Annotated in this window: 11 protein-coding genes and 1 riboswitch; of the genes, 8 read left to right on the top strand and 3 right to left on the bottom strand. The window is 66.3% G+C overall.

Annotated features, from left to right (window positions below; all coding sequences use genetic code 11):
- Positions 1 to 244 precede the first annotated feature (244 nt).
- The gene (locus A6I89_RS08030; RefSeq protein ID WP_022594267.1) at positions 245 to 2,677 is read left to right on the top strand and encodes an ATP-dependent Clp protease ATP-binding subunit; all 2,433 of its coding nucleotides are present in this window, start codon (positions 245 to 247) and stop codon (positions 2,675 to 2,677) included.
- A gap of 64 nt (positions 2,678 to 2,741) precedes the next feature.
- Here A6I89_RS08030 and A6I89_RS08025 read toward each other — a convergent pair whose 3' ends face one another.
- On the bottom strand, positions 2,742 to 3,323 hold the full coding sequence (locus tag A6I89_RS08025) for a TetR/AcrR family transcriptional regulator (protein ID WP_005515203.1): 582 nt from the start codon (positions 3,321 to 3,323) through the stop codon (positions 2,742 to 2,744).
- A gap of 185 nt (positions 3,324 to 3,508) precedes the next feature.
- Here A6I89_RS08025 and A6I89_RS08020 point away from each other — a divergent pair, with 185 nt between their 5' ends.
- The 3 genes from A6I89_RS08020 (at position 3,509) to A6I89_RS08010 (ending at position 5,888) form a co-directional block, all read left to right on the top strand.
- Positions 3,509 to 4,264, top strand: a complete 756-nt coding sequence (locus A6I89_RS08020) for an SDR family NAD(P)-dependent oxidoreductase (RefSeq protein ID WP_022594269.1) — start codon at positions 3,509 to 3,511, stop codon at positions 4,262 to 4,264.
- Positions 4,265 to 4,365: 101 nt separating this feature from the next.
- Positions 4,366 to 4,638: a hypothetical protein gene (locus A6I89_RS08015; protein WP_022594271.1), complete on the top strand. Its 273-nt coding sequence runs from the start codon at positions 4,366 to 4,368 to the stop codon at positions 4,636 to 4,638.
- A gap of 89 nt (positions 4,639 to 4,727) precedes the next feature.
- Complete coding sequence (locus tag A6I89_RS08010; RefSeq protein WP_005515199.1) at positions 4,728 to 5,888, top strand: 3-ketosteroid-9-alpha-monooxygenase, oxygenase component; 1,161 nt, start codon at positions 4,728 to 4,730, stop codon at positions 5,886 to 5,888.
- A 131-nt stretch (positions 5,889 to 6,019) separates the two neighbouring features.
- Here the strand turns inward: A6I89_RS08010 and A6I89_RS08005 are convergent, their stop codons facing one another.
- Together A6I89_RS08005 and A6I89_RS08000 are read right to left on the bottom strand one after the other, a co-directional pair.
- Complete coding sequence (locus A6I89_RS08005; protein WP_005515198.1) at positions 6,020 to 6,790, bottom strand: IclR family transcriptional regulator; 771 nt, start codon at positions 6,788 to 6,790, stop codon at positions 6,020 to 6,022.
- Between the two features lie 170 nt (positions 6,791 to 6,960).
- Positions 6,961 to 7,686: an SOS response-associated peptidase gene (locus A6I89_RS08000; RefSeq protein ID WP_022594273.1), complete on the bottom strand. Its 726-nt coding sequence runs from the start codon at positions 7,684 to 7,686 to the stop codon at positions 6,961 to 6,963.
- Between the two features lie 222 nt (positions 7,687 to 7,908).
- On the opposite strand from A6I89_RS08000, the gene A6I89_RS07995 reads away from it, so the two are divergent.
- The 4 genes from A6I89_RS07995 (at position 7,909) to A6I89_RS07980 (ending at position 12,251) form a co-directional block, all read left to right on the top strand.
- The gene (locus A6I89_RS07995; protein ID WP_022594275.1) at positions 7,909 to 8,526 is read left to right on the top strand and encodes a hypothetical protein; all 618 of its coding nucleotides are present in this window, start codon (positions 7,909 to 7,911) and stop codon (positions 8,524 to 8,526) included.
- 194 nt (positions 8,527 to 8,720) lie between these two features.
- Entirely contained in the window at positions 8,721 to 10,166 is a 1,446-nt protein-coding gene (locus tag A6I89_RS07990) for an MFS transporter (RefSeq protein WP_022594276.1), read from the top strand.
- A gap of 134 nt (positions 10,167 to 10,300) precedes the next feature.
- A riboswitch (cobalamin riboswitch) is annotated at positions 10,301 to 10,433 on the top strand.
- Between the two features lie 172 nt (positions 10,434 to 10,605).
- The gene (locus A6I89_RS07985) at positions 10,606 to 11,499 is read left to right on the top strand and encodes an ABC transporter substrate-binding protein (protein WP_232244688.1); all 894 of its coding nucleotides are present in this window, start codon (positions 10,606 to 10,608) and stop codon (positions 11,497 to 11,499) included.
- Complete coding sequence (locus A6I89_RS07980) at positions 11,496 to 12,251, top strand: class I SAM-dependent methyltransferase (RefSeq protein WP_022594278.1); 756 nt, start codon at positions 11,496 to 11,498, stop codon at positions 12,249 to 12,251. The genes A6I89_RS07985 and A6I89_RS07980 overlap by 4 nt, the downstream gene beginning before the upstream one ends.
- Positions 12,252 to 12,288: the final 37 nt, after the last annotated feature.

Here is a 12,288-nt window from a genome sequence, read left to right as displayed (position 1 = left end):
GGTAGAAGCTCGAGCACACTCGAGGTCAAGAAGATGGAAGCGCCTGAGAAGCACTGTGTCCGTTGTCACAACCCCGGACCTTCGCCGCGTCGGGTCGGGCGAACACCCAGGTCGCGGGCTTGTCGACGGCTCTCGGCGTGGGTCGGCGTCCCCGCCGCGCCGACGATCCTGGACGGTCGGGAATTGAATCTCGCGGAGGCATGTTCCATGAGTCAGTAAGACTCAACTTTGGAGGAGGCTGCGAATGCCGGCATTCTTCGGGCCCGAGGGGCCCGGGCGCATCGATATCACCCGTCTCATGAGCAGCGACACGCAGCAGCTCATGGCCGAGGCTGCGCAGTTCGCGGCCCGACGCGGTGACACGGGCCTGGACGCACTGCACATCCTGCACGTGGCCGCGGTCAAGGACCCGGTGCGCGACATGGTCAAGCGAGTGGGTGGGGACCCGGAGGCGATCTCGAAGGACGCGGAGGCGCACCTGCCCCGTGGTCGCGAAGCCGTCTCGATCTCTCCGACGGTCACGGCCGCCGGACGTCGGACGCTGCTCGACGCACACCAGATCGCGCGCGCACTCGGATCGACCTACATCGATCCCGAACACATCTTCCTGTCGCTGGTCTCCAACGGGGACTCGACGACCGGGCGCATCCTCGCGTCCGCCGGTGTCACGCCGGAGTCGATGCAGTCCGCGGTGAACGCGAGTGCTGCGGAGCCGCAGCAGGAGTCGGCCACCCCGACGCTCGACAAGTACGGCACCGACCTGACCGAGCGGGCCCGCTCCGGCGGCGTCGACCCGGTCATCGGACGTAGCGACGAGATCGAGCAGGCCATCGAGATCCTGGCGCGCCGGACCAAGAACAACCCGGTTCTGGTCGGTGAGGCCGGCGTCGGCAAGACCGCCGTCGTCGAGGGTCTGGCGCAGCGCATCGTCGACGGAGACGTCCCGGAGGTGCTGGCGGACAAGAAGATCGTCCAGCTGGACCTGGCCGGCATGCTGTCCGGAACCCGCTACCGCGGCGACTTCGAGGAGCGGCTGACCAAGGCGGTCGACGAGATCGTCGCGCAGGACGGCCGGCTGATCGTGTTCATCGACGAGCTGCACACCATCGTGGGTGCGGGCGCCGGCGGCGAGGGTGCCATGGATGCCGGAAACATCCTCAAGCCCAAGCTGGCTCGCGGCGATCTGCGCATCGTGGGTGCAACCACGCTCGACGAGTACCGCAAGCACATCGAGAAGGATCCCGCGCTCGAGCGGCGGTTCCAGCCGGTGACCGTGAACGAGCCCAGCCAGGACGACGCCAAGGCGATCCTGAGCGGGCTGCGCGAGCGGTACGAGGAGCATCACCGCGTCAGCTACACCGACGAGGCGATCTCCGCTGCCGTCGAACTGTCGTCGCGGTACATCGCCGACCGGTACCTGCCGGACAAGGCGATCGACCTGCTCGACCAGGCCGGCGCGCGGAAGCGCCTGCAGCTCGGCGCATCCAATCCGGATGCCAAGGCGCTGCAGCAGCGGATCGCGCGACTGGAGAAGGCCAAGGAAGATGCGGTGAGCGCCGAGAACTACGAGCGCGCGTCGCAGCTGCGCGACGAGATCGCGGGAGCCGAGAAGCGACTCTCCGAGACTCGCGCAGGTGAGCCCGTCGCGGTGGGGACGCCGTCGGTGACTGCCGAGGACATCGCGGAGATCGTCGCGCGGTCCACGGGAATCCCGGCCAGCCAGATGACACAGAAGGATAAGGAGCGTCTGCGGCGACTGGAGGACGAACTGCATCAGCGGGTCGTCGGCCAGGAGGATGCGGTGAAGGCGATCGCACGAGCGGTGCGACGCAGCCGGACCGGCATGGGTGATCCCCGTCGTCCGGTCGGTAGCTTCCTGTTCCTCGGTCCGACGGGCGTCGGCAAGACGGAACTGGCGAAGGCGTTGGCGCAGTCGCTGTTCGGTGACGAGAGCAAGATGCTGCGGCTCGACATGAGCGAGTTCGGCGAGCGGCACACCGCGAGCCGACTGGTCGGGGCGCCTCCGGGTTACGTCGGCTACGGCGAGGCCGGTCAGCTCACCGAGCAGGTGCGACGTCACCCGTACTCGGTGATCCTGCTCGACGAGATCGAGAAGGCCCACCCGGATGTGTTCAACGTGCTGCTCCAGGTGCTCGACGACGGACGGCTCACCGACGGCCAGGGCCGCACGGTGGACTTCAAGAACACCGTCCTGATCATGACGAGCAACCTCGGCTCGGACATCATCTCGAGCAAGGGCGGGGCGCTGGGCTTCACCACCGGTGACGCCGCGGCGACCGAGAAGCCCCTGCGCGATCGGGTGATGGGCCGCCTGCGGGAGTCGTTCCGGCCGGAGTTCCTCAACCGGATCGACGAGATCGTGATCTTCCGCAAGCTCGAGGCCGAGCAGCTGCACCGGATCACCGATCTGCTGCTGGGCGAGAGCCGGGATCGCCTGCGGGCTCAGGACATCGACATCGAGTTCACTCCCGATGCGGTGGACTGGATCGCCGAGCACGGGCACCAGCCCGAGTTCGGGGCACGGCCGCTGCGCCGGACCATCGCCCGTGAGGTCGACGACCGAATCGCCGATCTGCTGCTCGACGACGTCCTCGACGCCGGTGGGCGGATCACGGTCAAGGTCACCGACGACGAACTGGATCTCGTGGTCAGCTGACGCCGAGACAACGACAAGGGCGGGACAGGTGAAAACCTGTCCCGCCCTTCGTCGTGTGCTGCCCTCAGCGCACGCGGAGTCCGTCGATGTAGATCGACGTGATCTCGCGGGCGAAGTCGGCATTGGACTTCTGCGGCGACGCGCGGAACCACCGACTGGTGAGCCACACCGAGTCCCGCATCAGTTGGTAGAAGGTCGCGGCATCGACATCCGAGCGGAGTTCGCCGTCCGCCTGGGCCTCGGTGATGCACTGCATCCATAAACCTGCCGCGAAGTCGCCCTTGTCGTCCAGGCTGGCCTCGAGCATCTTGTCGCGCATGTAGTCCGTCTCGACCTGCCAGATCGCGGTGGCGTGGCGATGACGTTCGGCGGCGTCGATCGCCACCAGTACGAGGGCCTCGAGGCGTTCGATCGGGGGAAGGTTCTCGGCGATCACCTGGGAGCAGCGTTCGTAGAGTTCGTCGACGTACACCCGGATGATCTCGGTGACGATGGCTTCCTTCGACGGGAAGTAGTGGTAGAGCGTGCCCGAGTAGACGCCGCAGGCGTCCGCTATCTCCCGCACCGTCGTGGCGGAGATGCCCTTGGTCGCGAAGATCTCGCCGGAACGGTCGAGTATCTGGCGCCGACGTTCCTGCGGATCCATCGCGGTTGTTCCCCCTGTACCTGGGTCGATCGGTTGCCGGTCGAGGCGCCTCATGCTACCTGCGACCGCACCGCCCCCGACCAACCTGGCCAGGCAATCCTACATTGATTGATCGCTTGCTCAATCTCGTGTCTTGGATCACAATGGTCGGCAGTTGTGGCCGAGATCGGAAGTGGGAGCAGTTGATGGGTGTACTCGAGGGCGACGTCGCGTTGGTGACGGGTGCCGGTCAGGGGATCGGACGTGGAATCGCCCTGGCGCTGGCCGCCGAGGGCGCGCGCGTCGCGGTCGTCGGGCGCACGCTGTCGAAGGTCGTCGACACCGCCGACGAGATCGTCCGTCGCGGCGGTGACGCCGTCGCACTGCAGTGTGACGTGACGGACGCGGAACGCATCGACGCCGTGGTCGCGGATGTGGTCGACCGATACGGCGGCCTGTCGATCCTGGTGAACAACGCGCAGACCCCGGCTCACGGCATGCTCCTGGATGTCAGCGAAGACGACTACCACGGCAGCATGAACTCGGGTCCGCTGGCGACGCTGCGGCTGATGCGCGTGTGCCACCCGCATCTGAAGGGTCGCGGTTCGATCGTCAACCTCGGCTCCGCCGCCGGGCTGAAATGGGATCCGACCGGCACCGGTGCCTACGCTGCCGCGAAGGAAGCGGTGCGGGTGCTCACACGCACCGCCGCGTGCGAGTGGGGCAGCGACGGGATCCGAGTCAACGCGGTGCTCCCGCTGGCGTCGACCCCGTTGATGGACGAGTGGGCAGAGCTGAATCCGGAGGCGTACGGGGAGTATCTGCGGAGCGTGCCGCTCGGTCGTCTGGGTGACGCCGAGTCGGACATCGGGCCGGCCGTGGTGTTCCTGTGCAGCCCGGCCGCCCGCTACATAACGGGGCATTCGCTGCCGGTCGACGGAGGGCAGGCTTTCCTGAGGTAGTGGAGCACCGAATTCTTTACCGCTCAACGGAAATCGACAGCAACGAGCAAGCCCACTGCTCGTACGGTGGACCAATACAGTTCCAACGGAAGGATCGCGCAATGCAGCCGGTCGAATGCGGAGCGTGCGGCAACCGCGTACTCGTCGAGAAGTACAGCTCGACGCACACCAGCACCCAGTGGCTCGAGGATGCGGAGACGGCGTGCGCCGAGTTCCGTGACGCCGCGGCGAACGGAACGCACAGCATGTACATGCGCACGTGCGGTGCGTTGACCGAGAGCATCGACGAGGCGGTCGCCGAGGGGCGTCTGGGCGAGTCGTACCGGACCGTCCCGGTCTCGGGGTCCACGGCGGAAGTCCGTCCGTACTCGTAAAGCGCCGGAACCAGATTCTCTGCGGTTCCGTATTTTTCGACGCTGCTCGCACATGGGCGGGAAGCGTTCACTTCTTCGAAGGAGGCAAGATGACCGAGATTTCCGACGACGTCGAGGTCCGGGAGATCGTGGCGGGCAGCAATCCCGACCGCTTCGCTCGCGGCTGGCACTGCATCGGCCGCGCGCAGGACTTCCGTGACGGAAAGCCGCACCAGGTCAAGATCTTCGGCACCGACCTGGTGGTGTTCGAGGACAGCAAGGGCGAGCTGCAGGTGCTCGACGCGTTCTGCCGTCACATGGGTGGCAACCTCGCGATGGGCGAGATCAAGGGTGACACCATCGCCTGCCCGTTCCACGACTGGCGCTGGAACGGCAAGGGCAAGTGCACCGACATCCCCTACGCGCGTCGTGTTCCTCCGGTCGCCAAGACCAAGGCGTGGGTCAAGCTCGAGCGCAACGGTCTCTTCTTCGTCTACAACGACCCGGAGGGCAACCCGCCGCCGGCCGAAGTCACGATCCCGCAGATCGAGGGCTACGACGAGGGTGGCTGGAGCGACTGGAGCTGGAACACCTACGTCGTCGAGGGCTCGCACTGCCGCGAGATCGTCGACAACGTGGTGGACATGGCGCACTTCTTCTACGTGCACTTCCAGATCCCGACCTACTTCAAGAACGTCTTCGAGGGCCACGTCGCGACCCAGGTGATGCGGTCGGGTGGGCGTGACGACATCCAGACCGGTGTCCAGCTCGGGATGGCCGAGGCGGAAACCATTTCGGACGCTTCGTACTTCGGCCCGTCCTTCATGCTCGACACCGTCTACACGGTTGCCGGCGACATCAAGGTCGAGACGAAGCTGGCGAACTGCCACTACCCGATCACGAACAACTCGTTCATCCTGCAGTGGGGCACCATCGTCAAGCGGACCGAGGGGTTGTCGGACGAGGACGCCAAGGCGATGGCGGAGCAGTTCACCGAGGGCGTCGAGCACCAGTTCAAGCAGGACATCGCGATCTGGAACCACAAGAGCCGGATCGAGAACCCGCTGCTGACCGAGGAAGACGGCCCGGTCTACCAGTTGCGTCGCTGGTACCAGCAGTTCTACGTGGACGTCGCAGACGTCACGGAGGACATGACCAAGCGCTTCGAGTTCGAGGTCGACACGACCCGCGCTCAGCAGAACTGGCGTGACGTCGTCGCGGACAACGTGGCGAACGGCGTCAAGCCAGTCGAGCTGGTTGCCGACGTCTAGTCCGCCGACGGCACCGACTGTGCCCCTGCCGATCATCGGGCAGGGGCACAGTTGTTTTCGCGGGTGCGGGCAACGACGAAGGGGTGGTTCCGCCGACCGGCGGAACCACCCCTCCGTCGTGTGGGGGAGTGTCAGGCAGGGATGGGGCGCAGGGTGCGGCTGCTCGTCATGTGCCGCCACGTCGCGAGCGCGGCCATGCGGACCGGTGCCACCAGGGCCGAGCTGTTCATGCTCTTGGTGGGGCCGCACACCGAGACCGCGCCGACGGTGTTCTTGCCGTCGCCGATCGCCGCTGCCACGCAGGAGACGCCGACGGTGGTCTCGTCCCGATCGTGCGCGATGCTCTGCTCACGGATTCGTGCGAGCTCCACGCGCAGTCGCGCCGCATCGCCGATGGAGTTCGGTGTGGGGCCTACCACCGGATGCGGCATGACCGACTCGGCATCGATCCGCGAGCTTGCGAGCAGCGCCTTGCCGATCGCGGTGCGGTGGGCGGGCTGGCGCCCACCGACGCGCGACGGGACCGACAGCGTGAAACGGCCGCCGATCTTCTCGAGGTACAGCACGTCGGGGCCGTCGAGCACCGCGAGGTGGACGACGAGTCCGGTGGCGTTGTGCAGTTCGTGCATCACCGGCAGGGCCGCCTGGTGCACACGATCGTGGTGCTGCGCGAGGGAGCCGAGCTCGAGCATCTTCATGCCGAGTTCGTAGGCGTGCCCGTGTCGGCGGATCCATCCGATCCGAACCAGTTGCAGCAGCATGCGGTGCGTCGACGACCGGGGAAACCCGGTGCGCCGCGAGAGCTCCGACAGGGTCAACCGCTCGGCTTCCCGGAATGCGTCCAGCAGGACTGCGACACGGTCGATGACTGCGATGGGGGAGCTTGCGTCTGTCGTCGTCATGACGTTCTGAACCTCCAGGGTGCTCGCATTCCAGTCTGATTGAGCAAGCGTTCAATCAAGTGGTGCGAACTGTATCAGCGTGAGCCGCGTCGCTCCAGCCGCCCCGTCGATTCATTTCGGTGATGCACCGGATCCCGATGCCATGAGGCCCGGAGCGGTCCGGCGCCGCTCTACTTCTCGTCCTCGCCGACCGGGTTCAGCAGCTCCGGACGGTCGTTCTCGACGTTGTTGACCGCCGTGCTCACTTGGTAGGGCTGCAGATGCGGTTCGGGGATGGAGTTGACCATCGCCTGCACTTCGTCGCGGTCGGTGATCGAGGGGTCGAGCCAGTGCTCCCAGAACGACGCGGGCAGGATGACAGGGGAGCGGTCATGGATGTGTCCGGTCGCATCCGTCGCCTGTGTGGTGAGCACGGTGGTGGTCCACAGCCAGCGGTCTGGATCGTCCTCGGCCTTGGACGGGTCCGGCCACAGCTCGTAGAGGCCGGCCATCGCGAGGACCGGGTCGTCGCCGTGGAGGAAGTACGGAATCTTCTTTCCTTCGGCGTCTTTCATCCATTCGAAGTATCCGTCCGCCGGGATGATGCAGCGGCGCTTCGCGGCGGCCGATCGGAAGCTGGGCTTCTCGGTGATCGTCTCCGAGCGGGCGTTGATCAACCGGGAGCCGATCTTCGGGTCCTTCGACCACGCCGGTACCAGACCCCACTTGGCGGTCCTGAGCTGCCGCTCGGCGCCTGCTCGCGGCTCCCTGCGGGGCGCGCGTTCGAGCACGACGCGAACCTGTCGGGTGGGGGCGACGTTGTACGACGGCGGCACTTCGGGGCCCACCGACCCGGCCACATCGAACAGCGAGCGCAGTTCCTTGTCGGTCGTGGTCGAGGCATACCGTCCACACACGCGCGTCTCCCGTCGTCGCAGGTACCTCGCGAACGATATCCGCACCACGGACACTTGCGCGGCAGAGCGCTCTGCCTACCCGGAAAGGCCCGGATGCGTGCGGTCGCCTCTCGGACGGCATGCGTCCGGGCTGCGCTCCCGTGGGCTCCCCCCGGAGCGCCGATTCGTACACTCGATCGACTGCGGGCAACAAGGTCGGAATCGTGGATGAAAGGAACGGCGATGAGATCCCACGGATGCGGCGAGAGTGGAGTACCCGACGGTGCCGACGCGGCGCCGGACATTCCCGTGCCGCTGCTGCGGGATTACCGCCACATCGGCGGAATCGAGTCCATCGAGGTCGACGGCACACGGTACTTCTTCGGTTACGACTACAGCGAGGATCTGGTCCTGTCCCCGCTCATCAGCGACAGCGGACTCATGTCGGTGTTCGCGGAGACCCACATGGAGCAGCGAGACGGTCTCCACGATCGTGAGTACTGGCAGGGTCTGGTCGACGGATCCGTCGGCTCCTCCGAATTGGCGGAGCCCGAGTCGTGCACCTTCGAGTCCGCGCGCCTGCGGTCGATCGTCACCTCGCTCGAGCGTGTCGCGGAATCCGGGATACCGATGCCCGACTTCAGCTTCCCGTACCACCTGAGATTCCTTCTGTCGTCCGCCGGGCAGTGGAAGGAGCAATTCACCGCGGCGGGGGAGGGCATCAGGGCGATCAAGGGAACGGAGGATCCCGACGACGGGTCCACGCGTGAGCAGATCGCACGCGACATCCTCCGCGAGATCGCAAATGCGATGGAGGTAGCCGGGGGCAACTGGGCGGAGGTGTTCGCCGCCCTTGCCTGAGCGGGGCCCGGTGCTCCGCGAAAGTGACGAAGCAGCAATCGAATTGGTCGAAGACGGCGCGTCGGCGGCGGGGGTGCGTCCGCCGATCCATGCCACCTTCCCGTTCATCGGGAAGCGATGAAGGTGAGTCCCGTCTCACCTCCTAATGTGCGTCCGGTCACTGTTGGAACCCAGACCGGAATGTGTAGGTAGAAATGGCAGTCTCCGTCTCTCAGGGCGACGCAGCCCCCGTGCGGGGCCCCGGCGGTGCCGGCGGCTCGACCGGGTACTGGATCCGTGTCCTGCTGATCCTCGTTCTGCTCACCGAGCAGGCGGCGCTTGCCTTCGCCCTCTTCACTCCCGCGCTCCCGAAGATCGCTGCGGAGTACAAGACCACGCAGGTGGTCTGGGTGATGACGGCGCTGGTTCTGGCGGCGGCCATCGCGTCGCCGATTCTCGGGAAGCTCGCCGACGTCTACGGCAAGAAGCGCATTCTCGTGGTCACCGCCGCGATCGCGAGCCTCGGTGCGCTCATCTCGGCGGTTGCGCCGACGTTCCCGATCCTGCTGGTCGGCCGCTTCCTGTCCGGTGTCGGCTTCGCCTTCACCGCGCTCGGTTACTCGCTGATCCGCGACGTGTTCCCGGCTCGCCTGCAGGCCATGTCGATCTCCATAGCGAACACCGGCGTCGGTGTCGTCACCGTCGTCGCGCCACTGATCTCGGGCTACATGCTCGACCACTCCGGTGTCTCGTCGGTGTTCTGGTTCTCCTTCGGGCTGTGCGCCGTGGGCGGACTGCTGACGCTGTTCTTCGTCCCCGAAACTCCGGTGCGTGCCAAGGTTTCCGTCGACTGGCTCGGCGCCTTCCTGCTCACCGTCGCGCTGTTCACCGTCATGCTCGCGCTGTCCCTGGGCGCCGGTTGGGGCTGGCTGAGCGGAAAGACCGTCGGCACGCTCGCCGTCACCGTCGTCTTCGCGGTCGCCTGGGTCGTCTGGGAGCGCCGCGTGCCCGAACCGCTCATCAGCATCGACGTGCTCGCCAGCCGCAAGGTCGGCATCACGCTGCTCGCCGGCGGCATCGCCTACGGCGCGACGACGCTCACCGCGACGCTCATTCCGATGCTGCTGCAGACCCCGAAGGAAGCGGCCGACTACGGCTTCGGACTCACGGTCACCGACATGGCGCTGTGGATGCTGCCCGGCGGTTGCCTGATCGTCCTCGGTGGCGTCTTCGTCGGAGCGACGGCGAAGCGCATCGGCTTCCGTCAGCACCTCGTTCTCGGCGCCGTCCTCATCGCGCTGGGTGCCACCTGGCTGGCGACGACGCCGGACCAGGCGTGGCAGGTCGTGTGCGCGTACGGTCTCATCGGCTTCGGTTCGATGATCTACGCCGCGATCCCGAACCTGGTGATGATGGCGCTGCCCGAGGACCAGCGCGCGATCGGCGCCAACTTCACCGGTCTGTCGCAGTCGATGTTCGGCGGCATGCTGTCCTCGGTGGGCTTCGCGCTGTTGGCGCAGCACGTCATGACGGTCGGCCCCGCCGGCCCCGTCTACAGCTCGGACGGGTTCTTCGTGGCCTTCATGGTCGCCGCCGGCGCCGCGCTGCTTGGCGCGGTCCTGGCCTTCGGCATCACCGTCGGACGCCGCGGCGAGGGCTAGTCTCGCAACACTTTCGACGCCTCGGGGCCTGCACCGTCATCCGGTACAGGCCTCGAGGCGTCTTTCGCGGCTCGGCGCGTTCCTGGCAACCAGTACCTGCTGCGACCCGATTTCCTGCCTTCCGAAATGTGCTGCTAGATTTCGCGGTACCAGGCAATTCCGACAATCGGGATCAGGTGGAATCCGGTGCGAATCCGGAACTGACGCGCAACGGTATGGGGCTGCATCGCCTCGAGTCCGACGACCTGCTGGGCTGGGAGACGTTTTCGTTCCCGGCATGACCGTGCGGGCCGCTCGCGTGCAGCGTCCGCAGGAAGCTTGATGTGTGATGCACAAGAGTGTCCGGACAATCGCCGGAGCGACGGCGATACTAGCCGTGTTCGGCGCCACGGGATGCAGCGGGTCCGCGGTCGAGGCGAGAGACTCGACGCCGGCGCCCGTGAGTCTGACCAACTGTGAGACGACGGTGGCCGTCGAGGAGCCGATCCAGCGGGCGATCGCTGTTAATCAACCGGCTGTGGAGTTGCTGCTCAGCCTGGGGCTCGAGGATCGGATGGCGGGTCTCGCATACAGCGACGATTCAGTGCTTCCCGAACTGGAGCAGGCAGCGTCGCGTGTGCACAGATTCGACGTCGAGTTCCCGTCGTTCGAAGCAGTTCTCGACCGTGAGCCCGATTTCGTCTACAGCACGTTCGACTACACCTTCACCGGTGAGGGGATTGCCGACCGGAAGCGGTTCACCGATATGGGTATCGCGACCTATCAGTCCCCGAGCGAATGCGGCGGCCAGGATGCGGTCCAGGCGGCCGAGCTGACCCTCGACGATCTGTACGAGGAGATCGAAGAGGTCTCGACCGTCTTCGACGTGCAGGACCGTGGTGACGATCTGATCGGCGAGCTGAGAGGCCGTGCGCAGACCGCGGCCGGCGGGCTCGACGCGTCGGATGTGACGTTGGCCTGGTGGTATGCCGGCACCAAGACCCCGTACATCGCCGGCTGCTGTGGTGCGCCCGGGATCATGACCAGGGAGATCGGCGCGCAGAATGCGTTTGCCGACAATCGCCAGTTGTGGCCCGAAATCGGTTGGGAGAGTGTGCTCGACCGAGACCCGACCGTGCTCGTGCTCGCAGATCTGGGCCGGGGTGGCGACGGTGACAGCGCCGAGGAGAAGATTCGCTTCCTCGAATCCGATCCGGTAGCAAGTAGATTGACCGCCGTCCGCGACAAGCGCTACATCGTCATCGACGGCACCGCGATGGATCCTTCGATCAGGAATATCCAGGGGGTCGAGCAGCTCGCCGCGGGGCTTCGTGACCTGGGCGTGGCCCGATGAACCACACCGAACTGGTCGAGCGTTGGGATCGCCAACAAGCTGCCTACATCTCGCATCGCGAGGGCAGGTTCGAGGCGATTCTCGACGCCCTGGAGCTCGCCGTCGGAACGGCCTTCGCGGTGGTCGACCTGGCCTGCGGCCCAAGCTCTCTCGGTTCGCGGATTCTGTCGCGATTCCCGGACGCCCGTGTCGTGGCCCTCGACTACGACCCGATGCTGCTCGCGCTTGCACGCGAACACCTTGCCGCGCACGGCGACCGTGTCATGTTCGTCGACGCAGACCTCTGCGATCCGCAGTGGACTGCCCGGATCACCGACCAACTCGGATATCGTCCCCAGGCGGTGGTCTCGACGACCGCCCTGCACTGGCTCGCGCCCTCCGAACTGGTCGACGTGTACGGACAGGTCAGATCCCTCCTGGACCCGGGCGGCGTCCTGCTCAACGGCGACCACTTCCGCTTCGACGAGCGCACGCGGCACGTCGCCTCCTGGTCGACGCGGCACGACAGTGCAACACAGCAGCGCAGTTTCACCGAGGGCGCCGACGAGTGGGATGCCTGGTGGAGCCTGCTGGCGGCTCATCCGCACATCTCCCGCTTGCAGGACGAGCGGACCCGTCGCTTCAGCGGGAGAGACGCGTCGCCACCGACCACCGTGGAGTTCCAGTTGGCTGCGCTTCGCCAGGCCGGGTTCACCGAGTCCGGCACCGTGTGGCAACTCTTCGACGACTACGTCGTCTACGGCGTCGTCTGACGAGGCCGCGAGTTCCCGTGTCTTCTCGGTTCGCGCG

Source organism: Prescottella equi (assembly GCF_002094305.1).
Classification (GTDB): domain Bacteria; phylum Actinomycetota; class Actinomycetes; order Mycobacteriales; family Mycobacteriaceae; genus Prescottella; species Prescottella equi.
This window is presented reverse-complemented; position numbering and strand designations above follow the sequence as displayed.

Coding starts and splice junctions, on each gene's coding strand:
- A6I89_RS07980 (WP_022594278.1), top strand. CDS start 11,496: ATGAACCACACCGAACTGGTCGAGCGTTGGGATCGCCAACAAGCTGCC.
- A6I89_RS08015 (WP_022594271.1), top strand. CDS start 4,366: ATGCAGCCGGTCGAATGCGGAGCGTGCGGCAACCGCGTACTCGTCGAG.
- A6I89_RS08005 (WP_005515198.1), bottom strand. CDS start 6,790: ATGACGACGACAGACGCAAGCTCCCCCATCGCAGTCATCGACCGTGTC.
- A6I89_RS08020 (WP_022594269.1), top strand. CDS start 3,509: ATGGGTGTACTCGAGGGCGACGTCGCGTTGGTGACGGGTGCCGGTCAG.
- A6I89_RS08025 (WP_005515203.1), bottom strand. CDS start 3,323: ATGGATCCGCAGGAACGTCGGCGCCAGATACTCGACCGTTCCGGCGAG.
- A6I89_RS07995 (WP_022594275.1), top strand. CDS start 7,909: ATGAGATCCCACGGATGCGGCGAGAGTGGAGTACCCGACGGTGCCGAC.
- A6I89_RS08010 (WP_005515199.1), top strand. CDS start 4,728: ATGACCGAGATTTCCGACGACGTCGAGGTCCGGGAGATCGTGGCGGGC.
- A6I89_RS08030 (WP_022594267.1), top strand. CDS start 245: ATGCCGGCATTCTTCGGGCCCGAGGGGCCCGGGCGCATCGATATCACC.
- A6I89_RS07990 (WP_022594276.1), top strand. CDS start 8,721: ATGGCAGTCTCCGTCTCTCAGGGCGACGCAGCCCCCGTGCGGGGCCCC.